Origin of the sequence: Halorubrum amylolyticum, assembly GCF_004114995.1 — an archaeon.
GTDB lineage: Archaea > Halobacteriota > Halobacteria > Halobacteriales > Haloferacaceae > Halorubrum > Halorubrum amylolyticum.
In genome coordinates, this window is sequence record NZ_SDJP01000020.1 from 37,841 (window position 1) to 61,951 (window position 24,111).

Sequence of the window (24,111 nt, forward strand, 5' to 3'; positions counted from 1 at the left end):
GGATGTCCCGAAATCCGGTGCCGGCGGCGCGAGTGCGACCGGCGCGCGGAGGTCGGCGACGCCCGTTCCGGAAGCGGAGTCGTCACGCATTCGGCGTTATCAATTCTTTATCGACCTCAAATAAAAGGCTGGCTACTGACCGGCGTGCCATTTATTAAACAGAAGTTAACTTCCGACTTTATAAATAAGACTTTGAAGAAACAAAATCACATCGGGACGCTCCGCAGCCCCGATCCGTCGATGCCGCTACTCCCGGTCGGCCCGCGGATCGAACTCTCCGCGTCGGATTCCCTCTCTGACGGGGTCGTGTTCCGCGTCGGTCGGGGGCGGCGCGGTGACGAGCGTCGCCTCCAAGCGCTCTCCGTCGCTCGCCCTCACGCCGCGTGCGGTTCCGGCCGCCACGACGACGACGTCGCCGGGGCCGACCGGGCGGTCCGTCTCGCCCTCTCGGACGACGCCGGAGCCCGAGCGGACGGTGATCGCCACGTCGCTGTCGGGCGCGTGGACGGGGATGAACTGTCCCGGCTCGAAGTAGCCGAAGACGACCTTCATCCGGTCGCTCCGGAACACCTCGCTGGTCGAGAACCGCTCGTCGTCGTAGCTCCGCTCGGCGTCGAAGTCGGTCGCCGGCACGTCACTCACCCCTCCAAGCGGGCGACGCGCGGTGGTCCCTCTCGATACCGGTCGACGGCTCGGACGTGGTGTCGATCACGGGCGAGGGTTCGGGGCGCGCCGGCGAGTGCGTGTCCCCGAACGTATTCGGCTCAACACGGAATCGGGCAGGGGCCCACCCTCCGATCGCATGCCCAGACTCGACGTCCGAGAGATCCCGCCGGTGAACCGCCACGACAAGATACACGAGGAGTTCGACGGGATGGACCCGGGCGAGACGCTCACCATCGTCAACGACCACGAACCGAAGCCGCTGTACTACGAGATGGCGGCCGAGGTCCCCGCGTTCGACGAGGAGGCGTACGAGGTGCGACAGAACGCGCCCGACGAGTTCGTCGCGGAGTTCCCGAAGGCCGAGGAGTGAGGCGCCCGGCGGGACGACGGAGGCGTTTTTCTGGAATCGAAGCTACGTCACATCGACCGGAAGCTACGCCTCGTCGAGGTCGAAGAGCCGACGTATCGCTCGGGTTCGCTCTCGCCCTCCTAGGCCCTCAGCCCGAGCCGCCCGCACCAGCGTCCGCTCCGGGGCCGCGGTCAGCTCCTCGACGAGCGCGGACCCGAGCTCCCGGACGGTCTCGCGCTGTTCCTCGGTGAGATCGCCGCGCGCGTCGAGCGCCGAGACGGCCTCCTCGACCTCGCGGCGTTCGATCTCGTCGGTCCGGCGGCGGAGGCGTTTCCGGAGTCGCTCCGGATCGGGAGACGATTCGGACCGGTCTGAATCCGCCTCGGTCCGATCTGTCGCCGACCCGGTCGGGCCGGGCGTCCCCTCGGACCGGTTGGTGCTCATGCCCGAAAATCGGTCAGCGTCGGGGTGTGTGTTATCCCGAACGTATTCGGGGACCGGTCGGGTGACACGGCGTCCCCCGAACATGTTCTTTCGGAGGCGTCTTCCGTCGGAACGAAGTTGTCGGACGTGATGCCCGATTCCCAGTCGATCTACGATTCCGTCGGCGGTCGCGAGGCCGTCGAGGCCGTCGTTTCGGACTTCTACGACCGCGTCTTCGACGACCCCGTCCTCGAACCGTACTTCGAGGGCATCGACCGCGAGGCGCTGTACGCCCATCAGGTCCAGTTCATCAGCGCGGTCGCCGGCGGCCCGGTCTCCTACGAGGGCGCGGACATGCGGGCGGCCCACGAGGGGATGGGAATCACCGAGGAGGCGTTCGGTCGCGTCGCGACCTACCTCGGGGAGGCGCTCAGGGAGAACGGCGTCGCCGAGGGGAACGTCGAGGCGGTCCTCGAAGCGGTCGGCGCGCTCGAACCCGACGTGGTCGGGCAGTAGTCCGACCGGAGTCGGTCGGTCCTCGGTCTCCGACGAGCCCCTCGTCGTCGAGCGTCTCCGTGATCAGCTCGACGACCCGCTCGTCGTCGGCCTTCAGGTAGTTCGCGCCGTAGTCGTACGTCAACTCCCCGTGGCGGCGGGTCGCCGCGCGACCACAGAGCCCACCGGACTTCTCGAAGACCGTCACCTCCGCGTCCGGGACCGCGCCGTCGACGGTGAACGCGGCGGCCGCCGCCCCCGCGCCGACGATACCGATGTGTGTCACGGGAACGACGAGAGGACGCAGTCACTTAACCGGTCGCTCGGGGCCGCCTCGGCCGTCGGTGTCCGGCCGACCCCGGATGTCGCCGGCGTCGACCCGCCTCAGTCGCTGTCGGGGCCGACGACCATGACGGGGGCCGAGGCGCCGCGCTGGACCCGGACCGGGAGCGGCTCGGGGTGGACGAGCCGGTCCAGTCCGGTCCGGCGTGCGGAGCCGACGACGATCAGGTCGGCGTCGTGGGCGGCGGCGAAGCCGAGCACCTCCTCGTGGGGGGTACCGTAGCGGAACCACTTCTCCACGTCGACCCCGACGTCCGCCCCGCGCTCCGCGGCGTTCTCGACGAGCGCCTCGCCCCTGCGCTCGCGCCGCTCGACGACCATGTCCCATCCGACGGCGGTGTCGACGACGTACAGCGCGTCGACGGTCGCGCCGTGGGCCGCCGCGATGTCGACGCCCGTTTCGACCGCGGCCCGCCCCGCGTCGTCGTCGCGGGCGACCACGAGGACGCGCTCGAAGCGGGCGGCGGAGGAGGCTTCGGCGGGCGACGCGTCGACGGTCGCGTCGGTGGGTGCGGCGCCGGGCGACTCGACCGCGTGCGACTCGACGGCGGTCGTTTCGGTCGTCGTTTCGGCGGTGTCTGGGTCGGCGGACATGGGTTCGTGCTCCAGGCGTCCCGGTCTCGGGACGGTGCGGTTCTCGGTTTCAGGTTGTACGAGGCGCCTCTTAACGATTTTTGACAGTATAGACGATTATCATTATCCATCCGCAAACACGATCGATCCGTCATGATTCGGAGTTAATCCCTCGGCAAACGGCTTCTCGAAGGACGAGATGGTGAACTACCGTCATCGCACAGATCGCCGATCGGCGACCGGTTCGGCGCCTCGCCGACGAGGGGGCAAGAACCTCCCCGACGGCGCGTTTTATTCCCGCGTGTCGACAGCGTCGGAACACGAACCACCGGTCCGGCGGACGGGACGGGCCGGTCCCAGACATTCCCATGACCCACGACACGACCGGACGCGCGACGGACGGTGACGATGGCTGACGAGGGCGACGCCTCGGAACCGGACGACGCCGACGTCAACGTCAACGCCGACGTCAACGTCAACGACGACGGCACCGACGGCGACATCAACGTCAACGACGACGACGGCGTCGACTACGCCGGACGGGCCGCCGACGCCCTCGGCTTCTCGCGCTGGTGGCAGATCGTCGCCGCGGCGGGGATGATGGCGGCGGTGAGCCCCTACCAGTACGTCTGGTCGTCGATCGAACAGCCGCTGGCCGAGAGCCTCGACCTCGCCCTGCCGGCGCTCGGCGCGGTGTTCTCCTTCTACGTCGTCTTCCAGTCACTCTCGCAGTTTCCCGCCGGGAAGTGGCGCGACAGTCGCGGCCCGGGCGCGCTCACGTTCCTCGCGGCCCTGCTCGCCGGGGGCGGGTACGTCGGGCTCGCGTACGCGACGACGCTCTGGCAGCTGTACCTGCTGTACTCGCTCGGGGCGATCGGCGTGGGGATCGTGTACACGGTCGCGGTCAACACCGCGGTCAAGTGGTTCCCCGACCGGACGGGGCTCACCACCGGGGTCGGGACGATGGCGTTCGCGGGCGGGAGCGCGCTCGTGGTCCCGTACGTCCGCGCGAACGCCACCGTGGCCGCCTACGGCGACGTGCTACGGAACGTCGGGCTCGGCATCCTCGTCGTGACGCTCGTCGGCGCGTACCTCCTTCGAGACCCGCCGGACGACTGGCTCGGGCTGGACGGCGACGGTGCGGAAGGCGACGGCGCGGAAAGCGGCGGAGCAGGAGGCGGCGACGGAAACGAGGGGGGGAGCGACACCCTCGCGGCCTCGCTCCGCGGCCGCGCGTACACGACCCGCGAGATGCTCTCGACGTGGCAGTTCTGGCTGCTGTACGCGATGTTCGTCGCGACCGCCGGCGCCGACCTCGTCGTCATCGCGAACGTGGTCCGGTTCGCGGAGCAGTTCGGGCTGGCGGCGGTCGTCGCGACCGCGTCGGCGACCCTGCTTCCCGTCGCCGCCGGCGTCTCGCGCATGATCCTCGGCGAGGCCTCGGACCGGTTCGACCGCAAGCGCGTGATGGCGGCCTCGTTCGTCCTCGCGGGGCTGTTCCGCCTCGCGCTCATCGGGGCGGGGTCGGCGGGGTCCGGCGTCGCGTTCGTCGCGCTCGTGATGGGCGCGATGTTCTTCTCCTCGCCGCTGTACGTCTACTTCCCCGCGCTGCTGGCCGATTACTACGGGGCGCGGAACTCCTCCGGCAACTACGCGGTCCTCTACACCGCCAAGGTCGGCGGCGGGGTCTTCGCCGGCACCGTCACCGGCTACCTCGTCGCGACGGCCGGGTGGGTCCCGACGTTCGCGCTCGGGGGCGGGCTCGCGATCGCCGCGGGGCTGGCTGCGCTCCTGCTGCGACCGCCGAGCGGGTCCGGGCTGGAGGCGGAGGGGACGACCGCAACCGAGTAGCCTCCCCGATCGCTCGCGTGCGATCGGCTGGTCCTACGCCCCGGCCATCGCCCGCTCGATCCGGCGCTTCAGGTCGTCGAGTCGGTCGCCGACGGCGCCGACCGTCGCCAGCACGGGGTACGTCGCGGAGAGGTCCTGATACAGGTACGTGGGGGCGTCGAGATCGCCGTCGATCGCGAGGGCGCGCTCGTGGGACGCGAGTTCCCGCTGGCGTCGCGCCGCGATCCGGTCGCAGTCGTCGATCAGGGCCTCGGTCCGTGCGCGGTAGGCGTCGAGCGTCCCGAACCCGTCCTCGGAGAAGTCCGTCCGTGCGGTCGACGCGACCTCGCTTCGGATCGGGGTGAGCCGCGAGGCGGCCCGCTCGACCGACTCGGATTCCGACTCGACGGTCTCGATGAACCGCTCGCGCTCCTCGATCGCGGTCTCGGCCGCGGCGAGCAGGGAACGCTTGCACTCGGCGTGGAACCGCGCCCCCCGAGTGAGCGCGTACGCGATCTCGGGGCCGAACTCCTCGGCGACGCTCCGCTCGTAGGTGTCGTCGTACTCGGTCTCGTAGTGCGGAACCGACATCACCGTCTCTCGGTACGCGTCCCGCACCGCGACCAGCCCCGATCCGGCCGGCGCCCCCGAACCGGCGGACCCCAGCGTTCCGTCGGTTCCGACCGCTCCAAACCCTCCGGTGACCCCGATCGATCCGCCGCCGCCCGCCGCCGTTCCCGCGCCGCCGTCGGTTCGGATCGGCTCAGACGGGACGGACGCGACGCGTCCGCGGAAGGCGCGGAACGCCTCACGCTCGTCGGCGACCCGACGACGCTCGACCCGGAGCGCCTCCCGCGCGTCGTCCAGCAGTTCCGGGCTCCCGTCCGCCGGCTCGGTCGTCGTTGCCATACCGCATCGGTCGCCCACCGCTCCCGTAAACGCTTATAATAGGGGTACGAGACGCGCGGGACCGGTGTGGAGCGCTCAATAGGGCTCCGGAGGCGAGTCGGCGCGTCGCGTCCGACGGGAAACGCACATCTGTGCGCCGCCCGTACCGTCGAGCGATGGAGGTCGCGCTGATCACGGTCGGCGACGAACTGCTCGCGGGCGACACGGTGAACACGAACGCCAACTGGCTCGCCGCGGCGCTGAGCGACCGCGGCGTCGCCGTGAAACGGGTCCTCTCGGTGCCGGACGACCGCGCCGTCATCGCGGAGCGCGTCCGGGCGTACGCCGACGCGTTCGACGCGGTGATCGTCACGGGCGGGCTCGGCGGCACCCCGGACGACGTGACGATGGAGGCGGTCGCCGACGCGTTCGACCGCGAGCTGGCCCCGACCGACCTGACGCGCGAGGCGGTCGAGCGGCGGCTGGCCGAGATCCGTGATCGACTCCCCGACAGCGACGTCGACGTGGACGTCGAGGCCGAGGCCGCGGTGCCGACCGGGAGCCGCCCGCTCTTGAACGATCCCGGGCTCGCGCCGGGGTGCGTCGTCGAGGGGGTCTACGTCTTGCCGGGCATCCCCGAGGAGCTGAAGGCGATGTTCGAATCGGTCGCCGACGAGTTCGCGGGCGACCGGCGGTCGCGGTTCCTCTACACCGTCGAGCCCGAGTCGGACATCGTCCCCGCGCTGGAGGCGGCGGGCGAGCGCTTCGACGTCGCCGTCGGCTGTTACCCCGACCGGGAGAGAGAGCACAACCGCCTGAAGGTGACCGGGACCGACGAGCGCGCGCTGGAGGAGGCGACCGCGTGGCTGCTGGCGAACGTCGACGCCAGCGAGACGCCGGTGCGGCGCGACTGGGGCGGGGAGTGACCGTCGGCTTCGGTGTGAGGTTTATACGCTGAACAGGCGCAATACCACGGCGTTCACGCCGTGGATACGCGCTGTCAGTTGGGAGAGAATCCACGTTCGACGATTCCCCTGAGTTTCGGAATACTGGCGCTTAAATGACAGGCAACCTTATTCGCAGGTAGGAATCGGTCGGAATAGAGTGGATTCCAAACCGTCCTTCGGAGGCGGCCTGTCCGCCCACGTAACGAGGCAGTATCCGAAAGAACAGTCGGTGAACGCCACATTCTCGAAGGGTGTGCCGATGTGCCGACTGCTCAAAGCACGCGACACGATACCCCCGACTCTACTGACGCCTGCTGGCGTCCCCGTGGCAAAAACAACACCGGGACGCCAAATAGAGCCGAAGATAGGGGGAACGGCGGCTTGGCACCGCCAGCAGTCCACCAGCCCGAACCCGTGGGACTACCCGTGCCCGAAAGGACTGGTAGTCCGGTGATTGGACTACAAACCTGAAACTCCCACCGCTCGGGATTCCTCCCCGTTCACGCGGAGGAGGATGTCAACACCGCTGACGACGCTACGTTACCGCGGATCATCCACGGGTCCACGATGTCGACGACGCACACCTCGAAACCGATCGGCTCGACCGACCCACGCGTCCCGATACGCTCCCGCCGATGACTGACTCCCTGCGCGGCTTCTTCGACGAGATCGGCGCTCCGAGCCGGTCGTGGTCGCCAACCGGACCGAACCGGAGCCGGTCGTGGTTCGTCGTCTTCACGCCGCCACCGGTGGCAGACGCCGGCCGCCACGCCGCGCTCGTCGCCCTCGAAGACGAGCCCGAACGTGTGGGACGGGTTCTGGACGTTCCGCCCGACGCTCATCGACCGGGATCGATCGCCACATCGCGACGGCGCTTTGAGGGGCGTCAGCGGAACCGGTGAGTGGGTGCCGCCTCGTCGCCTCACTCGTCCGGCAGTTCCGCCCGCGCCGACCGCCACCCCTCGAAGAAGGCGCCGGCCGGATGGTAGTCAGGCTCGACGCCCGGCGGGTCCTGCGCGACGCGGTCCCCGTCGGCGTCTGCGGGCAGCCGCTTTTCGTACCAGACGCCCGCCGGACCGCGGAACAGGTCGGTCCGGACGAGGAACCGCCGGTGCCAGTCCCGGAACCTGTCGGCCTCATCGGCATCGCCGTGCGCCGCCGCGCGCTCGGCGAGGGCCGCGGACGCGCCGATCGCCTCCGCGAGCGCCCAGCCGTACCGGTCTGAGACGATCGGCGACCCGTCGGCCGCGTGGGTGTACACGAACCCGTTCTCCGCCCAGCCGCGGTCGACGGCGGCGTCGAACAGCTCGCGGGCGCGGACGTACCAGTCGGTGGTCGCGGCCGGGTCGTCTCCGGATGTTGTTCCGTTGTCCTCCTCCCCCTCGTACCGATCGAGCAGCGCGAGCAGCTTCGCCCACTCCGCGTGGTGACCCGGCTGGTACCCCGGGGGTCGGAACCGGTGGCGCGGTTCGTCCGCGTTGTACGCGAAGTCGTGCTCCCAGTCGGCGGTGTAGTGCTCCCACAGCAGGCCGTCGGTCTCGGCGGCGAGCTCGACCGTGATCGCCCCGGCGACGTGGCGCGCGCGGTCGAGGTACGCCGCGTCGCCCGTCGCCTCGTAGGCCGCGAGGAACGCCTCGCAGGCGTGCATGTTCGCGTTCTGGCCGCGGTACGGCTCCCGCTCGGTCCAGTCGGCGTCGCAGTCGCTCCGGAGGAGCCCCCGGTCGTCGCGGAACCGGTCGTCGATCAGCGCGCGGGTCGCGTCGAGGCCGCGCTCGGCGCCGTCGATCCCGGCGTCGACCGCCCGGGCGTACGCCAGCAGGACGAACGCGTGGCCGTACGCCGACCGCGTCCGGTCGACCGGCTCGCCGTCCGCGTCGACGACGAGGCGGTACCCCCCGCCGTCGGCGCGGTGTGCCTCGCGGAGGAACCGCAGGCCGTGCTCGGCGGCGGCGAGACACCAGTCGGGGCCGTCCGCCAGCGCGCCGACCGCGAAGTTGGCGACCGACCGGCAGGTCGCGACGAGGTGGCGGCGGTCCCCGGCGTACGGGTCTCCCGTCGTCGGGTGGAGCAGGCGGTAGCCGCGGTCGGCCAGCGCGTCGGGGTACTGCACCCGCAGGACCGAGAGCAGCCGCGCACGGTGCGATTGCGCCCGCGTTTGGATCGCCTCTGGCGTCGTCTCGTTCATCGGGAGGCGGTTGGGCCGCCACCGGGTAAATCTGGTGCGTTCCAGTCGCCGTTTATTATCGGACCGGCGAACTGGTTCGGCTACCTTCCCAAGGGGTTGGAACGCGAATCACGATTCACGGGGCTGGTCCCGTACGACCTCTACGGGGTCGACACCGGTCCCTCGGCTGGGAGCCGCGCTCGCAGCCGGACGCTGACACAAACACAAGCTCATGAGCACAGACGAGTCACCACCACCCGGAGACGACGAGGAACGGTACAGGCGCCTCCTCGACGAGACGGAGTACGACACGGAACTCGGCTTGGAGATGGGCCGCGACGCGCAGCGCGTGTCGGCCGGCGAGCTCTCCGAGCTCGAGTTCTACCGGCGGTACCACGACCGTATCGTCGAGGAGTTCGACATCGACGACCGCGAGATCGACCTCCCGGACCCGGACGAGGCCGACCCGGACGACGTGGGGTTCCTCGACCGGATCGGTTCCGCGCTGGAGGGGGTCGACCCCGAGAGCGACGAGTCCCGCCGGTCCGTGATGAAGAAGGGCACGGCGGCGGCCGGCGCGCTGGCCGTCGGCGGCTGGGGAACCGCGCAAAACGCCGCGGGCCAGGACGACGGAAGCGGCGGCGCCGCCGGAGGCGGCGGCGAAGGCGAGGGCACCCGTTGGGGGATGACGATCAACCTCAACAACTGCGACGGGTGTCTCGCCTGCATGGTCGCGTGCAACCAGGAGCACAACCTCTCGCGCGGGGCAAACTGGATGTACGTCTTCGCCTTCGAGGACGAGGGCCAAGGCGACGAGACCAACTTCCTGCCGCGCACCTGTCAGCACTGTACGGACTCGCCGTGCACGAAGGTGTGTCCCGTCGGCGCCCGGCACACCCGCGAGGAGGACGGGCTCGTGCTCACCGACTACGACATCTGTATCGGCTGCCGGTACTGCGAGGTGTCGTGCCCGTACGGCGTCAACTACTTCCAGTGGGGCGAGCCCGACGTGCCCGAATCCGAGGTCGACGACGACCACCAGATCGACGACCGCGGCCGGTGGGTCGGCTCTCGTCCGCCCGAGGGCGTCATGGGCAAGTGCACGTTCTGCGTCGACCGACAGGACGGCCAGATGGGCGAAGAGAAGATCGGCACCACCGCCTGCGAGGAGGCGTGCACCATGGACGCCGTCCACTTCGGCGACCTCAACGACCCGGAGAGCGCGCCGAACCAGCACCTCAGCCAGTACCGCGACGGACAGGAGAACGACCGCTCGGAGTTCCCCAACCGCAAGGAGCACACGGTGTCGACGTTCAAGCTGATGGAGGAGCGCGGCACCGAGCCGAACGTCACCTTCGTCGGCAACGAGCCCTCGCCGCACGCCGAACAGGTCGAAGGCCCCGTCGCCTACGAGGACATGGGGCTCACGGACAACCGGAAGGAAGTGCTCGACGAGGGGGCGGCCGCGACCCAAGGAGGTGAGAGCGCGTGAGCGTCGACGTGACTGGCGTCGACCGCGACACGCTCGTCCGACCGATCCGGTCGGTCTCGAAGCGGTACCTCGCCGCGCTGGCGGTGGGGCTCGGGATGGTCGGCGTGTGGCTGGCGTTCTACCTCCAGCAGCTCCAACACGGGCTGATCGTCACCAACCTCGCCGACTGGGGCTCCGGCGGCGGCGTGCCGTGGGGGCTGTACATCGGCGCGTTCATCTGGTGGGTGGGAATCGCTCACGGCGGGATCATCCTGTCGGCGGCGGTCCGCCTGCTGGGGATGGACACCTACCAGCCGGTCGCGCGGCTGGCGGAGCTGTTGACCATCGCGGCGCTGACCTGCGCCGGCCTGTTCATCCTCATCCACGTCGGTCGTCCCGACCGGCTGGTGACGAGCGTGATCCCGGCGTGGCCCACTCGGGTCCAGTGGTCGCCGCTGATGTGGGACGTGACCGTCATCACGGCGTACTTCGTGTTGACGGCGACGTACCTCGCGTTGACGATCCGCTACGACATCCACCGGCTCCGCGACCGCCTGCCGAGCCTGCTCGATCCGCTGTACGACGTGCTGACCCTCGGCTACTCCGAGACGGAGGACGAGGTCGTCGAGCGGATGGTCTGGTGGATCGCGTTCGCGATCATCATCATGGCGCCGCTGTTGCTCCACGGGGGGGTGATCCCGTGGCTGTTCTCGCTGCTGCCGTCGATGGCCGGCTGGCACGGCGGCGTGCAGGGGCCGTCGTTCCTCTCCATCGCGCTGACTTCCGCGGTCAGCGGGATCATCATCATCTCGGCGGCGTTCCGGTACGCGTACGGCTGGGAGGAGCTCATCCCCGACGCGGTGTTCCGGGGGCTGAGCCAGTGGCTCGGCTTCTTCAGCCTCATCTTCCTGTGGCTGCAGCTCCAGCAGGTGATCAGCGGGATCTTCGCCGCGCCGACGACGCTCCAGCACGCGACCGAGGTGAAGATCGCGACGCCGCTGTACTGGGTCGCGATCGGGCTCGTCGCGCTCGCCATGCTGTACGCGTTCGCGGCGTCGCTGCGCCCCGAGCTGTTCAGCATCCGGACGATGGTCGCCCTCTCCGTCGGCGTGCTCGCCGGCACCCTCGCCGAGAAGGTGCTGTTCGTCGTCGAGGGGCTCCAGCACGCGCACTTCGCCCTGTACGACGGGGTTCCCGGCGCGTACGTCCCCTCACCCGTCGAGCTGTCCGCGGTGATCGGGACGATCGGCATCGTCGTGCTGTTCTTCCTCGTCGTCTCGAAGGTGATCCCCGTCGTCGAACTGCACGCGATCCAAGACGACCACGAGGAGGTGAACCGATGACCCTGCCAGCGACCGCGCTCGCGGCGGCGTCGCTCGCGCTCGCCGCGGCCCCGGTCCCGCTCGCCAGTTCGCCGGAGTACACGCTCTCGTTCGTCGGCCCCGGCACGTACCTCATCTTCGGCATCGTCCTCGCGCCGGTGTACGCGATGGTCGCCGCGTGGTTCATCGGCGACCCGAGCGATCGCGCGAAGGGGCTGCTCGGGGTCGGGTACCTCGCCGGCCTGACGACGGTGCTGTGGGGCGGGCTGTTCGTCGCGACGCTGGTCATCGGGGCGGTGTTCTTCTGAACGCCGCCCCCGCCCCTCTCCGGGATCGCTCGCCAATCAACCGCCGGCCGCAGATGCGCCGCCCGACCGCCTGTCGACCGCGGCCGCGCCGCCCGATCACCACCCATCGCCCACCGACACCACCATGACCGACACAGACACCGACACCGCGACCGAATCCGACCTGCGCGACCGACTCGTGACCGTCGAGGACCCGCAGAACGACGACGACATCGTCTCGATGGGGCTCGTGAACGACGTGACCGTCAGCGGTGACACCGCGGAGGTGTCGCTGGCGTTCAACGCCCCGTACGCGCCCGCCGAGATCGAGATCGGCAACGCGGTCCGCGACGTCGTCGAGGACGCCGGGCTCGACCCCGAGCTTCGCGCGCAGTTCGGCGCCGAACACGGCTTCGACGCCGACGTGCTGCCCGGCGTCCGCAACGTGATCGCCGTCGCCTCCGGGAAGGGCGGCGTCGGCAAGACCACCGTCGCGGCCAACCTCGCGGCCGGGCTGAAAGAGCGGGGCGCCCGCGTCGGAATCCTCGACGCCGACGTGCACGGGCCGAACGCTCCCCGGCTGCTCCCGACCGAGAACGAGCCCGGCATGCTGCCCGAAGGCGACATCGTTCCACCGCGCTCTGACGGGGTCATGGTGATGAGCACGGAGCACCTGCTGCCCGACGGCGACGACCCGGCCGTGCTCCGGGGGCCGATGGTGAACAACGTGATGATGAAGTTCATCAACGACGTGGAGTGGGGCCAGCTCGACTACCTGATCGTCGACCTCCCGCCGGGGACCGGCGACGCCTCGCTGAACCTGCTCCAGACGCTCCCGATCGCCGGGGTCGTCGTCGTGACGACGCCACAGGAGATGGCGGTGGCGGACGCCCGCAAGGGGCTCCGGCTGTTTGCGGACCACGACGCGCCCGTCCTCGGCGTCGTCGAGAACATGAGCGCGTTCCACTGTCCCGAGTGCGGCGACACCCACCGGGTGTTCGGCGAGGGCGGCGCCGACGAGATCCGCGACGACTACGACGTGCCCGTGGTCGGAACGCTCCCGGTCCATCCGGACTTCGACACGGAGACCGCAGACGGCCCGACGGTCCGCGACGACGACAGCCCGGTCCAAGCGGACCTCGAAGCGATGGTCGAGACGATCGCCGACCGCGTCGGCGAGGTGAAGCGTCGACAGGTCGCGAGGCGCGTCGGCGAGTGGGAGAGCGACGGAGACGACGAGGGCAGCGATGACGGGGAGGCCGCCGACCGCGTCCCGGCCGAGGCCGACCCGGAGTGACCGACGCCGACCGAGTCGCCCCCGTTCATCGACCGACCCGGAGTGACCGACGCCGACCGACCCGCGTCCGCCGACCGACCCGCGCCTACCACTCGACGTAGGCGAGGTACTCCGACCCCTCGTACTCCAGCAGCCACGTCCCGTAGAAGTCGTCCTCCCTGATTCCCTCGTGTTCTCGGATCGTCTCGACCACCGATCGGAAGGCCTCGTCGTCCTCGAAGTACGCGCCGTCGATCGACTCCTCGACGACCTCGCGCTCGGCGTCCGAGAGCCCGGAGAGTACGAACAGGTACCGGTCTCGAACCCGGTCGGCGAACGTTTCCACGTCGGGCGCCACCTCGGTCGCCTCGTACCGGTACTCGACCTCCGACGCGGTGCGCGACTCGACCGCGACCCGGTACCGCTCCCCCTCGTGGACGAGCACGTCGTACTGCCGCTCCGGCACGAACACCGAGTCGTTTCCGACTTCCGCGGCGCTTCCGTACTTGACGCCGACGTCGTAGCCGTCCTGCTGTGGCGGGTCCGCCTCGGAGACGATCGGTTCGAGTCGCTTGCGGTCCGTTTCCGGGAGATCGGCGAACGATATTTCACCCTGCTCGGGCGTCGTCTCCTCCGGATTGAAGTCGACGAGCACCTCGTACACCGTCACCTCGCTGCTCGCGACCCGCGTCTCGGTGACCTCGTAGAAGGCCCCGTCGACCCGGACGGTGTCGGTGCGGTCGAACAGCTCGTGTCGTCCGCGGCGCGTGGCGGAGCCGTTTTCGAGCGCCGACGTGACGAGGTCGTGCTTCTCCGAGTCGGGGTCGGCCGTCATCGACACCTCGTCGGCGACGTCGTCGGCCGTCGCCGCCTTCAGATCGAGAACGACGGAGGGGTGGCCGCAGCCTGCGAGGGCCGCCCCCGCGCCGGCCGCGAGCGTCGCCAGAAGGGACCGTCGGTCCATGGGGACACACGAGGGGACTGGCGCATAAACCTCCCCGTAGGGCAAGCGCCGATTGTACCCTCGGCCGAGCGACCCCGACGCGGCTCCGCCGCAGTCGATCCGCGATCTGGCGGCCACGGCGGTCGTCCGTGACCGCCGTCCGCTTGGCGGTCCGTGGTCGTCACCCCCTGAGCGCGTCGACGGGCCGGTCGTTGGCGGCCTTCCACGCGGGGTACAGGCCGCTCAGCGCGCTCGCGACGACGGCGAACCCGAACCCGAAGACGAGGTACCGCACGCTGCTCCACCCCAGCGCGCCCAGCGCGTCGCCCGTGATCAGCTGGAAGATCGCGGCCCCCGCGACGAGCGAGAGCGTCACGCCGACGAGGCCACCGAGAATGCCCATGAGCGTCGCCTCGATCAGGATCATCCGCAGGACCTCCGATCTGCGTATGCCCACCGCGCGCAACACCCCGATTTCGCCGCGACGCTCGACCGTGCTCATCAGCATCACGTTGAGGATGGCCACGCTCGCGACGACGAGCGAGATCCCCCCGATGCCGAGCAGCGCGAGCGACAGCGTGTCCATGAACCCGCCGATCTGCTCTTGGTTGCCGAAGGTGCTGATGCTCAGTGCTTCGTCGTCCTCGGCGTTGAACCGGGCGTCGAGGGTGTTCCCGATGACCGTGGCGGCGTCGCCGTCGCTCGCGATGATCGTCACCGTGTCGTAGTGCTTCTGGTCTGAGAGCCCCGATACCGGGACGACGAGCTCACCGCCGACGTACCCGAACGAGGGACCTTCCGACTCGATGAACCCCCGAATCCGATACAGCTGCCCGTCGTACTCGACGGGGTCACCGATCTCGAGGCCGAGCGCGTCGGCGGTCTCGCCGCCGATCAGGGCGCCGGACTGCAGCCGGTCGGGGGCCGGCCCCGTCGTGAGGTTGTACAGCGCGCTCGCCTCGGTCACCCCAGTGACGCTCACCCTCGCCTCTTCCCCGTTTCTCGCCTCGAGCGTCGTCGCGTTGGTTTTCTGCGGGACCACCTCCGCTCCGGTCACGATGCTCCGGATCTCGTCGACCTGGTCGCGGGTCACCCCGTCGGTGTCGCTGTCCTGTCCCGAGGAGATCGTCACCTCGTTCGTGATGTCGCCGAGCTGCGACGTCGCCTGTTGTTCGAGCGCGACGGTCGTCATGCCGAGCGAGCAGATGGCGACCACACCGATGATGATCCCGAGCGCCGCCAGGGCGGTGCGGAGGCGGTTGCGTCCGAGGTTCCGCCACGCCATGAGCAGGCTCGGAAACCGCCACAGGAGGTCCGCCAAGCTCATCCGCGCGTCACCTCCCGGACGACACCGTTCATCCGCGCGTCACCTCTTGGATGACGCCGTCGATGATCCGGACGGTGGTGTCCGTGTAGTCGAGCATCTGGTCATCGTGCGTCACCGCGACGATGGCGACGTTCTCGTCCTCTTTCAGCCGGATCAGCTCTTCGAGGATCGTCTCTCCGGTGTCCTGATCGAGGTTCCCGGTGGGCTCGTCGGCGAGCAGGATGTCGGGCTCGTTGATCAGCGACCGTGCGATGGCGACCCGCTGCTTCTGGCCGCCCGACAGCTCGCCCGGGGTGTGATCCAGCCGGTCGCCGAGACCGACGCGACCGAGGAGGTCGACCGCACGGTCGCGGCGGTCGACCGAGGTGTCCCACATCGACGGGAGCTCGACGTTTTCGGTCGCCGTCAGCATCGGTAAGAGGTGGTAGTCCTGAAACACGAAGCCGATACCGGTGCGGCGCTCCTCGGTGAGTTCGTCCACGGAGAAGTCGGTGACATCGCGGTCGTCGAGGCGCACGGACCCCTCGGTCGGGGTGTCGAGCAGACCGATCAGGTTGAGCATGGTACTCTTTCCGGAGCCGGACGGTCCGATCACGGTGACCATCTCGCCGCGCTCGGCGCGGAAATCGATCCCCTTCAGCGCCTCGATCAGTCCCTCTCCGCTCTGATACCGCTTCACGATGTCGGAGAGCTCGATGACGCTCATTGGTTTCGCCAGCGATAGACCGCGAAGCTCCCCCCTCCGACGAGCGCCATGCCCAGCACGGCGCCCACCTCGGTCAGCGGAAGCCCCGGCGAGCCGCCACGGTCCGGCGCCTGTCCGCCGTCGCCCGCGGCCGCCGGAGCCCCGGTACCGACCTCGGACGCATTCTGTGCCGGAATGGACACGCGTTGGGTCGTCGTCACTCGCTCGTCGTCGACGATGTAGGACAGTTCGATCGGTACCGAGTCGGCGTCCTCCCCGATGTCGGCGGTCAGTTCGAAGGTCGCGAACTCGCTGGCCTCGACGGCGCCGATGAAGTACTCGCCGGACGGCGCGACCGGGTCCGCGTCGTCCGTGTCCCGGACGCTGAGAAGGACGGATTCGGTGTCGGTACTCCCGACGTTCGCGGCCTCACCGCTGATCGTCACGCCCGTTCCGGAGCGCGTCGGTTCGAGACCGGTCAGCCGGATCTCGCCCTGCACCTGTTCGTCGCCGAGGTCGACGGTCTCGGAGAGCGTTCGGGACCGCCCGGCCGCCCGATAGGTGGCGTTGACGGTCACCGACTCCTCGGAGACGTCCGCGGTGTCGAAGGAGGTCGATCCGGTCGCGTCCGGCGCGACATCGAACAGGTAGTTCCGGTCGAACGTCTCCCCGTTTGCGCTCGCCGTGATCGCCACGTCCTCGAAGTCCGTGTTGCCGTAGTTCGTCAGCTCAACGGTGGTCCTGTCGGACGTGTTGGTCGTCTCCACCGAGAGGGCGCCTCTCACGTCGGGAGCGGTGACGTCCACGTACACCGGGTGTTCGACGGTGTAGCTCGATCCGCTCTCGTCTTCGATCCTGAGGAACACCCTCAGCTCCTTCTCGCCGGTCGTCTCGAAGCTCGTTCGCAGCGAGACGGAGACGGAGCCGCCGGGGGCGACCGAGCCCACGTCCTCCGCCCGGGCGTGCGTTTCCGAACTGCCGGCCGTTCGCAGATAGATGTCCGTTATCTCGGCGGCGTCGTCGCTGCTCTGCAGGTTCGACACGGTCGTTTCGACCGTGACGGTCTCATCGGTTATCGGATCGGACGGCGTTGCCGTCACGTTCGACACCTGAACGGGAGGCGTGTCGGCCGCGACGGTCCCGAGCGTGACCCCGGCACCGCCGATCAGGAGGGCGAGAACCGCGGCCACCGCGATGGAACGCCGCCGACTCATCTCCGTACCCCTCCGCGGCGCCGACGTGTTTCGACGGCATTCGGCGTGCGACGGCGATCAGTCGGCCTCGGTACACGGCGGCCGTCTGTCGGCCTCGGTACACGGCAGCCGTCTGTCGGTCGGAACCGGTCGATCCGAACGTGCGGGGACACTGCACTTTTCGAACTCACGGGTGGACCATGGGAACGAAGGGTTAAATGACATTTCCGAAATTACGCCCGAATCCGGGATAAGAGAAGCACAAATTCGACACGAGACGGGGAGCACTCCACGGACCCAGTTGACTCCCTAGAGGTGACTGGGTCCGGGAGGGTCGTCGCGGAACGGTTCGACCGGGAGCTGTCGAGGCCCCGCTCGCTGGTCATGCACCCACCGAACGGTAATCCGGACCCTACCGTCGCCGACCTCGATCGATCGAGCGGAAAGACGGGTATATATAAACAAGTGAACTCTGGTAAGATCAAATGCGACAGTTGCTATGGTGGCTCATTGGGGGCTCCCGTGGCGGACGAAACCGTCTTCGGATCGTCCGTGCGCTGGAGGAGCGTCCGAGGAACACCAATCAACTGTCGAACGACTTGGATTTGAATTATAAAACGGTACAACATCACTTAGAGGTGTTAGAGGAGAACGATATCGTGACGACTCAAGGAGAGAACTACGGGAAGATGTACTTCCTAACGAATCGGATGACCTCCAACTTTGATATTCTCGAAGAGGTCGCTGAACAAGCGGACTTCGAAACCGATGGAACGTAAACTCACACCGCGGATGACAGTTGGGCTCTCGACACTCATCGCGACCGTGATCGCTTTGGGGATCACGGTGACGATCTCCGAGCTATGGCTTACTCCCCCATCGAGGGGGATTCCGGAGGAGGTAGTGATCCTCGTTCAGGTGAAGGTGTTCATTACGAGCTTCAATATGTTCCTCCTGACCGTTCTCGCCGGGTCATACATCAGCCTTTACGTAGACTTACCGAACAAGTACACCCGGAGCCTCCTGTTGATCAGCGGTGCGCTTCTCCTGTATGCAGTCACGTCGCACCCGGTCGTGCAGGTGTTGTTCGGGTTCCCGCCGCGTCCCAATCTCGGTCCCTTCGGTTTCTTGCCTGATCTGTTCGTGGGCGTGGCGATCGTGATCCTGCTCTACCAGAGCCAAACCTGACTGAGCCGGCGCAATATTTATCATGGATAATGGTGTATGCTATCACATGTCACTACGGGAGACGAACAGGCGCATGCGGCTCCGACGCACCGGTACGGTTCCGGCGGACGCGCGGGTCCGCCACTACGACGAGCTCGACGAGGAGACGCAGGTCGCCGTCAGCGAGCTCGCCGGGCGGCCGCGAACGGCGCCGGAGGCGGGGGACCTCGATGACGGCGACGTGGTGAAGTTCACGGACTACTACGAGGTCCGCGCGCGCTGAGTCGGTCGCGTGTTCGGTCGTCGCGGTCGGTTTCGGTAAGGCGGACGGTCCCGGAAGCGAAGTTGTTTTCGCCCGCCGCGAGAACACCGATCCATGGACAGTGGCGGATCTACCGACATGACGCTGGCGTTCGAGCTGAAGGCGCTGAAGGCCCTCGCGGACCCCAACGACGTGTTCAACAACGCGCGGCAGTGGACGGAGTACGTCGGCGTCGTCAGCGAGAAGCCGACCTACGTCGTCACGAACTTCACTCGCAAACACCGCGTCCGCCAGGACTTCTTCTCTGGCCCGCGCGGCGTCGAGGAGAGTCTGGAGAACATCGCCCAGCAGTTCGACACGGAGCGGCACGTGTTCGTCGGCGTCGACGACGAGGACGAGGCGCTCGCGGAGGCGACCGACTGGGAGTTCCTCCACGTCGAGGACGCGGCCGACGCCGCGGGCTGGACGCCCGCCACCGGCGAATCGGAGGCGGAGCCCGCCGAGGACACCTCGCGCGACGACTGGCCCTGACGCGACGACCGATCCTGACGCGACGACCGACCTGAGACCGATCGGGGTCGCGGACCGCGTCCCCCGCTCACTCGTCGAGACCGCCGGGTGTTTTGGCCGTCCCCGTCGAACGGCCGGCCATGAGCGACGACGGTGGCGGTCATCACCACGACGAGCCCGATCACGACGACACTCGCGGCGACGTTCACGACACGCACGACGACCACGGCCACCACGGCCACGACGCCGACTCCGTGGCGATCGGGGTCGTGACGGTGTCCTCCTCGCGGTCACTGGACGACGACCCCTCCGGCGAGTACCTCGTCTCGGCGTTCGAGGAGGCCGGCCACGAAGTCGCCGTCCACGAGCTGGTCCCCGACGAGTACGACAGCGTGCAGGGGACCGTCGACCGGCTCGCGCGGCGGAAGGACACCGACGCGGTCGTGACCACCGGCGGGACGGGGGTGACGCCCGACGACGTGACTCCCGAGGCCGTGAAGGGGCTGTTCGCCAAGACGCTCCCCGGCTTCGGCGAGCTGTTCCGCCGGCTCTCCTACGAGGAGATCGGGACGCGGACGATCGGCTCGCGGGCGATCGCGGGAGTCGTCTCCGCCACGCCCGTCTTCTGTCTGCCCGGCTCCGAGAACGCGGTCCGGCTCGGCGCCGACGAGGTTATCCTCCCCGAGATCGGCCACCTCGTGGGGCTCGCCGGGCGGGGCGTGGAGGACGAAGAGGAGACGGGCGCCGACGAAGAAGCCGAGGCAGCGGACCCGAAGAACGAAGACGCCGAGTAACGGGGCCGACCGGGCGGTCGCCCGCCCTCAAACCGACGCGAGGAAGTTCCGGATCAGGTCGTGGCCCGCGGCGGTCAGCACGCTCTCGGGGTGGAACTGCACCGCCTCGATCGGGTGGTCGCGGCCGCGGATTCCCATGACGATCTCCTCGCCCTCGTGGTCCGTGGTGGCGGTTATTTCGAAGGCGTCGGGGACCTCGGTGGCGGCCAGCGAGTGGTAGCGCCCCGCACGGAACCCCTGATCGAGTCCGGCAAACACACCCTCGCCGTCGTGGTCGACGGGGAACGCCTTGCCGTGGATCGGCTCCGGCGCGTGGCCGACGGTCCCGCCGTACTCGTAGACGGCGGCTTCGAGGCCGAGACAGACGCCGAGCGTCGGGACCTCCTGAGAGAGGTCGCGCAACACGTCCATCGTCACGCCCACGTCGCGCTCGTTCTTCGGGTGGCCGGGGCCGGGGCTGACGAGGATCGCGTCCGGATCAGCACCCCGGATCTCGGCGAGCGACGCGGTGTTCTTGAACACCTCGACGTCGATCGCTTCCCCGTCACCCGCGATCTCCCCGTTCTCGCCGTCGATCGGCTGGTCGGAGACGTACTCGACGAGGTTGTACGTGAACGAGTCGAAGTTGTCGACGACGACGACCCTCATTCGTCGACCTCCGTTCCGGCAGGGAGGGGGTCGTCGGCGGACTCAGCAGAGGAATCGCCCTCCAGAATCCGGTCGATCGCGGTCAACACGCCGTCCATCTTCTGTTCGGTCTCCTCGTACTCGGCGGCCGGGTCGGAGTCGGCGACGAGGCCTGCGCCGGCGCGGACGGTCACCGCGGTCTCGTCCGGGTCGCTCGCGTCCGGCGGCGACTCGTCGAGCGTCGCGGTCCGGATCACGATGGCGAAGTCGGCGTCGCCGGTCCACGCGTAGTAGCCCACGCCGCCGCCGTACGCCTCCCGCGGAGTCGTCTCTAGCTCCTCGATGATCTCCATCGCGCGCACCTTGGGCGCCCCCGTGAGCGTGCCCGCGGGGAACGTCGCGCGCGTCGCGTCGAAGGCGTCGGCGTCGCCCGCCAGCGTCCCCGTCACGGTCGACTCGATGTGCTGGACGTGGCTGTACTTCAGCACGTTCATGAACTCCTCGACGCGGACGGAGCCCGCCTCAGAGACGCGCCGCACGTCGTTGCGCGCGAGGTCGACCAACATCGTGTGCTCGGCGCGCTCCTTCGGATCGGCGAGCATCTCGCCCGCCAGCCGCCGGTCATCGACCGGGCTCGTCCCCCGGGGGCAGGTGCCCGCGATCGGGTTCGAGACGACCCGGTCGCCGCGCACCGACACCAGCGTCTCCGGGCTCGCGCCGACGATGCTGCGGTCGTCGTGGCGCAGGACGTACATGTACGGCGAGGGGTTCACCTCGCGCAGCGCCGCGTACAGCCCGAGCGAGTCGACCTCGCCGCGGAGTTCGCGGCTCCGCGAGATCACGCCCTGGTAGATGTCGCCGTCGAGGACGTGCCGCTTGGCGGTCCGGACCGCCTCCTCGTACGCCTCGCGGGGGCCGGCGGACTCGTCGTCCACGCGGATTCCGGCCGGTTCCGGCGGCTCGGCGTCCCGGAGCGCGTCGCCGACCCGCTCCGCCTCGGCGACGAGGTCGTCGTAGACGGCCGCGGGGTCGTCGTCGACGCCGACGACGGGGGTAAAGACGAGTTCGACCGTCCCCTCCTTGTCGTCGAAGACGACGGTCCGGGTCGTCAGCGCGAACTCCGCGTCCGGGAACTCGGTCTCGGGGCGGTCGACGCCAACCTCCTCCAGCCAGAGGTCGTAGACGGCCTCGTACGCGAGGAAGCCGACGAAGCCGCCGGAGAGGATCTGCCGGTCGGTGTCCGGGAAGCCGCGCAGGCTCACGTCCGGGAACGCGGCCCGGATACGGTCGATCGCGTCGCCGGCGTCGGGACCGAGGTCGGGCGCGGCGTCGTCCCCCGCGGCGTCGGCCGCGCCCTCGCCGACGAACTCCGCCGCCGGACCGAGCCGGGTCACGTCCGTCCGGTCGGGGTGGACCGAGACGATCGCCTCGGGGTCGTAGCCGACGAACGAGTAGCGCGCGTGTTTGTCGGCGTCGCCGTCGGCGGTGAACGCGCCGTCCGGGTCGCTGGAGGCGACCTTCTCGCCGGACTCTAAGAGGAACCCGTACGGCCCCTCGCCCACCAGCGTCGCGTACGCCGAAAGCGGGGTCACGTCGGCGTCGAGCGACGCGGACGCGCGGACCACGACCGGCTTCTCGGCGTCGGCCGCGAGGTCGACGAACTCGGCCTTCGAGCGGTCGAGCGGGGTCGCGGATTCGGTCATGCCAGCTCCATCTCCCGGCCCGCGTTCGCCACGAAGCGGGCCACCGCGTTGTGGTCCTTCCGCCCGTCCGACAGCTCGACGCCGGAGGCCACGTCGACCGCGAACGGGTCGACGGCGCGGACCGCCTCGGCGACGGTGTCGGCCGTGAGCCCGCCGGCGAGGACCACCGGCGAGGTGAGTCGGTCCGCGAGGTCGCCGGCCCGTTCCCAGTCGTGGGTTTCGCCGGTACCGCCCGCGCCGGACTCATCGGTCGAGTCGATCACGAGCGCGTCGGCGACCGCATCGAACTCCTCGGCCCGGCCCGGGTCGTCAGCGTCGACCGCGAGCAACACCTTCCGCTCCGTCTCCGCGCGGATGTACCGGATCTCGTCGGGCGTCCACTCGCCGTGGAGCTGGACGGCGTCCGGGGCGATCGTCCGCAGGAGTTCGACCGCGCGCTCGGCGGAGTCGGGCATGGTGACGAGCGTCGCGGTGACGAACGGCGGCACGTCCGCGAGCAGCTCCGCTGCCGTCGCCGGGTCGACTTCGCGGGGGGAGTCGACCGGAACCTCGGAGATGACGCCCACTGCGTCGGCCCCGGCGTCGACCGCGGCCCGGAGGTCCGCGCCGCGCATGAGCCCGCAGATCTTCACCCGCGCCATCAGTCGTCGTCCTCCGGGGCGGCGGCCGCTTCGCTCCCCTCGGCCGCCTCGCCGTCCCCGCAAAGCGCTGCGAACTTCTCCGCGGCCGCGCCGGAGTCGATCGCCTCGGCCGCGCGCTCGACGCCCGCCGCGAGCGTGTCGGCCTCGCCGGCGACGTAGATCGCCGCGCCCGCGTTCGCCAGAATGAGGTCGCGCTTGGGGCCGGTGACGGAGCCGTCGACGATCCCGCGGAGGTCGGCCGCGTTCTCCTCTGGCGTCCCGCCCGAGACCGCGTCGATCGGGGCGTGGTCGAGGCCCAGGTCCTCGGGCGTGATAGTGAACTCCCGCACCTCGTCGCCGTCGACCTCGGCGGCGACCGTTTCGTCGTGGATGCCGATCTCGTCCATCCCCGCGCCGTGGACCACGAGAGCGCGCTCGACGGGCATGTGCGCGAGCGACCGGGCGATGAGGGGGACCAGCTCCGGGTCGTACACGCCGAGCACCTGCGCGTCGGCGCCGGCCGGATTGGTGAGCGGGCCGAGCACGTTGAAGATCGTCCGCATCCCGATCTCCTTGCGCGGGCCGATGACGGCCTTCATCGCCGGGTGGAAGACGGGCGCGAGCATGAACCCGATCCCGTCCCGCTCGATCGCCGTCTCGACCGCCGGCGGCTCGGCCTCCACGTCGGCGCCTGCGACCTCCAACACGTCGGCGCTCCCCGAGGAGGAGGACACCGAGTAGTTGCCGTGCTTGGCGATCGGGACGCCCGCGCCCGCCGCGACGATCGCGGCCGTCGTCGAGACGTTGATCGTGTCGTAGTCGTCGCCGCCGGTCCCGCAGGTGTCGACGAGCGGCTCCCCGTCGGGATCGATCGTCCGGGCGGCGTCGCGCATCCCCTGCGCGAACCCGGCGATCTCCGCCTCGGTCTCCCCCTTCGCGCGGAGCGCGGCGAGCAGGGCGCCGATCTGCGCCTCGGTCGCCTCCTCGAAGACGAGCCGCGCGGCCTCGCGCGCCTCGTCGACCGTCAGGTCAGCCCCGTCCGTCACGCGTTCGACCGTGTCGTTGATATTCATTGTGTACACCGATGTGGTGTTTCGCGTTGTGATGTACAAGTATGTACATCGGTATAACGCTGTCGCCGGGGCGAGAATCGGTGACCTCCTCCTCGCCGTTAACGGCGAGGCTTCCCACGGCACTGCACCGCTGAGTTGGGATATTTGCTGGTTGACGACCAGTCGGCATGACCG

At 69.2% G+C, this 24,111-nt stretch carries 26 protein-coding genes and 2 pseudogenes; 14 read left to right on the forward strand and 14 right to left on the reverse strand.

Annotation, left to right across the window (positions count from 1 at the left end; translation table 11 throughout):
* Positions 1-246: 246 nt before the first annotated feature.
* The gene (locus ESO89_RS13115; protein ID WP_128905928.1) at positions 247-633 is read right to left on the reverse strand and encodes a cupin domain-containing protein; all 387 of its coding nucleotides are present in this window, start codon (positions 631-633) and stop codon (positions 247-249) included.
* A 169-nt stretch (positions 634-802) separates the two neighbouring features.
* Here ESO89_RS13115 and ESO89_RS13120 point away from each other — a divergent pair, with 169 nt between their 5' ends.
* Positions 803-1,036, forward strand: coding sequence for a DUF2249 domain-containing protein (locus ESO89_RS13120; RefSeq protein WP_128905929.1), 234 nt, complete (start codon positions 803-805; stop codon positions 1,034-1,036).
* A gap of 63 nt (positions 1,037-1,099) precedes the next feature.
* Here ESO89_RS13120 and ESO89_RS13125 read toward each other — a convergent pair whose 3' ends face one another.
* Entirely contained in the window at positions 1,100-1,459 is a 360-nt protein-coding gene (locus ESO89_RS13125; RefSeq protein WP_128905930.1) for a glutamyl-tRNA reductase, read from the reverse strand.
* A 129-nt stretch (positions 1,460-1,588) separates the two neighbouring features.
* On the opposite strand from ESO89_RS13125, the gene ESO89_RS13130 reads away from it, so the two are divergent.
* Positions 1,589-1,954, forward strand: a complete 366-nt coding sequence (locus tag ESO89_RS13130) for a group I truncated hemoglobin (protein WP_128905931.1) — start codon at positions 1,589-1,591, stop codon at positions 1,952-1,954.
* Positions 1,955-1,970: 16 nt separating this feature from the next.
* On the opposite strand, the pseudogene ESO89_RS13135 reads toward ESO89_RS13130, so the two are convergent.
* Positions 1,971-2,219: pseudogene (locus tag ESO89_RS13135) on the reverse strand (NAD(P)-binding protein); the annotation flags it as partial.
* A gap of 98 nt (positions 2,220-2,317) precedes the next feature.
* The gene (locus ESO89_RS13140) at positions 2,318-2,869 is read right to left on the reverse strand and encodes a universal stress protein (RefSeq protein WP_128905932.1); all 552 of its coding nucleotides are present in this window, start codon (positions 2,867-2,869) and stop codon (positions 2,318-2,320) included.
* A gap of 387 nt (positions 2,870-3,256) precedes the next feature.
* Between ESO89_RS13140 and ESO89_RS13145 the strand changes: the two genes are divergently transcribed.
* Positions 3,257-4,699: an MFS transporter gene (locus ESO89_RS13145; protein ID WP_128905933.1), complete on the forward strand. Its 1,443-nt coding sequence runs from the start codon at positions 3,257-3,259 to the stop codon at positions 4,697-4,699.
* A gap of 33 nt (positions 4,700-4,732) precedes the next feature.
* Here ESO89_RS13145 and ESO89_RS13150 read toward each other — a convergent pair whose 3' ends face one another.
* Complete coding sequence (locus tag ESO89_RS13150) at positions 4,733-5,587, reverse strand: DUF7260 family protein (protein WP_128905934.1); 855 nt, start codon at positions 5,585-5,587, stop codon at positions 4,733-4,735.
* Between the two features lie 155 nt (positions 5,588-5,742).
* Between ESO89_RS13150 and ESO89_RS13155 the strand changes: the two genes are divergently transcribed.
* Positions 5,743-6,492: a competence/damage-inducible protein A gene (locus tag ESO89_RS13155; RefSeq protein WP_128905935.1), complete on the forward strand. Its 750-nt coding sequence runs from the start codon at positions 5,743-5,745 to the stop codon at positions 6,490-6,492.
* 734 nt (positions 6,493-7,226) lie between these two features.
* Positions 7,227-7,393: pseudogene (locus tag ESO89_RS19040) on the forward strand (DICT sensory domain-containing protein); the annotation flags it as partial.
* A 42-nt stretch (positions 7,394-7,435) separates the two neighbouring features.
* On the opposite strand, the gene ESO89_RS13165 reads toward ESO89_RS19040, so the two are convergent.
* The gene (locus ESO89_RS13165; RefSeq protein ID WP_128905936.1) at positions 7,436-8,698 is read right to left on the reverse strand and encodes an AGE family epimerase/isomerase; all 1,263 of its coding nucleotides are present in this window, start codon (positions 8,696-8,698) and stop codon (positions 7,436-7,438) included.
* 211 nt (positions 8,699-8,909) lie between these two features.
* On the opposite strand from ESO89_RS13165, the gene ESO89_RS13170 reads away from it, so the two are divergent.
* The 4 genes from ESO89_RS13170 (at position 8,910) to ESO89_RS13185 (ending at position 13,054) form a co-directional block, all read left to right on the forward strand.
* On the forward strand, positions 8,910-10,169 hold the full coding sequence (locus ESO89_RS13170) for a 4Fe-4S ferredoxin N-terminal domain-containing protein (protein WP_128905937.1): 1,260 nt from the start codon (positions 8,910-8,912) through the stop codon (positions 10,167-10,169).
* Positions 10,166-11,491, forward strand: a complete 1,326-nt coding sequence (gene nrfD / locus ESO89_RS13175) for an NrfD/PsrC family molybdoenzyme membrane anchor subunit (RefSeq protein ID WP_128905938.1) — start codon at positions 10,166-10,168, stop codon at positions 11,489-11,491. The genes ESO89_RS13170 and nrfD overlap by 4 nt, the downstream gene beginning before the upstream one ends.
* Positions 11,488-11,778 (forward strand): hypothetical protein, encoded by a 291-nt coding sequence (locus ESO89_RS13180; RefSeq protein WP_128905939.1) that lies wholly within the window; start codon positions 11,488-11,490, stop codon positions 11,776-11,778. The genes nrfD and ESO89_RS13180 overlap by 4 nt, the downstream gene beginning before the upstream one ends.
* Positions 11,779-11,902: 124 nt before the next feature.
* Entirely contained in the window at positions 11,903-13,054 is a 1,152-nt protein-coding gene (locus ESO89_RS13185; protein WP_128905940.1) for an Mrp/NBP35 family ATP-binding protein, read from the forward strand.
* An 85-nt stretch (positions 13,055-13,139) separates the two neighbouring features.
* Here the strand turns inward: ESO89_RS13185 and ESO89_RS13190 are convergent, their stop codons facing one another.
* The 4 genes from ESO89_RS13190 to ESO89_RS13205 form a co-directional block, all read right to left on the reverse strand.
* A complete protein-coding gene (locus tag ESO89_RS13190) occupies positions 13,140-13,997 on the reverse strand; it encodes a hypothetical protein (RefSeq protein WP_128905941.1) in 858 nt (285 codons plus the stop codon).
* A gap of 160 nt (positions 13,998-14,157) precedes the next feature.
* On the reverse strand, positions 14,158-15,303 hold the full coding sequence (locus ESO89_RS13195; protein ID WP_128905942.1) for an ABC transporter permease: 1,146 nt from the start codon (positions 15,301-15,303) through the stop codon (positions 14,158-14,160).
* Between the two features lie 28 nt (positions 15,304-15,331).
* The gene (locus tag ESO89_RS13200) at positions 15,332-16,009 is read right to left on the reverse strand and encodes an ABC transporter ATP-binding protein (RefSeq protein WP_128905943.1); all 678 of its coding nucleotides are present in this window, start codon (positions 16,007-16,009) and stop codon (positions 15,332-15,334) included.
* Complete coding sequence (locus ESO89_RS13205; protein WP_128905944.1) at positions 16,006-17,202, reverse strand: COG1361 family protein; 1,197 nt, start codon at positions 17,200-17,202, stop codon at positions 16,006-16,008. Before ESO89_RS13205 ends, ESO89_RS13200 begins: the two co-directional genes overlap by 4 nt.
* Positions 17,203-17,666: 464 nt before the next feature.
* On the opposite strand from ESO89_RS13205, the gene ESO89_RS13210 reads away from it, so the two are divergent.
* From ESO89_RS13210 to ESO89_RS13230, 5 genes are all read left to right on the forward strand, one after another.
* Entirely contained in the window at positions 17,667-17,960 is a 294-nt protein-coding gene (locus ESO89_RS13210) for an ArsR/SmtB family transcription factor (protein WP_128905945.1), read from the forward strand.
* Positions 17,950-18,369: a hypothetical protein gene (locus ESO89_RS19045; protein WP_241686230.1), complete on the forward strand. Its 420-nt coding sequence runs from the start codon at positions 17,950-17,952 to the stop codon at positions 18,367-18,369. Before ESO89_RS13210 ends, ESO89_RS19045 begins: the two co-directional genes overlap by 11 nt.
* A 46-nt stretch (positions 18,370-18,415) precedes the next feature.
* Complete coding sequence (locus ESO89_RS13220) at positions 18,416-18,631, forward strand: hypothetical protein (protein ID WP_241686231.1); 216 nt, start codon at positions 18,416-18,418, stop codon at positions 18,629-18,631.
* Positions 18,632-18,724: 93 nt separating this feature from the next.
* Positions 18,725-19,141: a DUF7124 domain-containing protein gene (locus ESO89_RS13225; RefSeq protein WP_128905946.1), complete on the forward strand. Its 417-nt coding sequence runs from the start codon at positions 18,725-18,727 to the stop codon at positions 19,139-19,141.
* Between the two features lie 119 nt (positions 19,142-19,260).
* Positions 19,261-19,914 (forward strand): MogA/MoaB family molybdenum cofactor biosynthesis protein, encoded by a 654-nt coding sequence (locus ESO89_RS13230; RefSeq protein WP_128905947.1) that lies wholly within the window; start codon positions 19,261-19,263, stop codon positions 19,912-19,914.
* 27 nt (positions 19,915-19,941) lie between these two features.
* Here ESO89_RS13230 and trpG read toward each other — a convergent pair whose 3' ends face one another.
* The 4 genes from trpG to trpD are packed head-to-tail and all read right to left on the reverse strand — an operon-like array spanning position 19,942 to position 23,937.
* On the reverse strand, positions 19,942-20,562 hold the full coding sequence (gene trpG / locus ESO89_RS13235) for an anthranilate synthase component II (RefSeq protein ID WP_128905948.1): 621 nt from the start codon (positions 20,560-20,562) through the stop codon (positions 19,942-19,944).
* Entirely contained in the window at positions 20,559-22,244 is a 1,686-nt protein-coding gene (gene trpE / locus ESO89_RS13240; RefSeq protein ID WP_128905949.1) for an anthranilate synthase component I, read from the reverse strand. The genes trpG and trpE overlap by 4 nt, the downstream gene beginning before the upstream one ends.
* A complete protein-coding gene (locus tag ESO89_RS13245; RefSeq protein ID WP_128905950.1) occupies positions 22,241-22,885 on the reverse strand; it encodes a phosphoribosylanthranilate isomerase in 645 nt (214 codons plus the stop codon). Before ESO89_RS13245 ends, trpE begins: the two co-directional genes overlap by 4 nt.
* A complete protein-coding gene (trpD, locus tag ESO89_RS13250; protein ID WP_128905951.1) occupies positions 22,885-23,937 on the reverse strand; it encodes an anthranilate phosphoribosyltransferase in 1,053 nt (350 codons plus the stop codon). The genes ESO89_RS13245 and trpD overlap by 1 nt, the downstream gene beginning before the upstream one ends.
* Between the last annotated feature and the right edge of the window lie 174 nt (positions 23,938-24,111).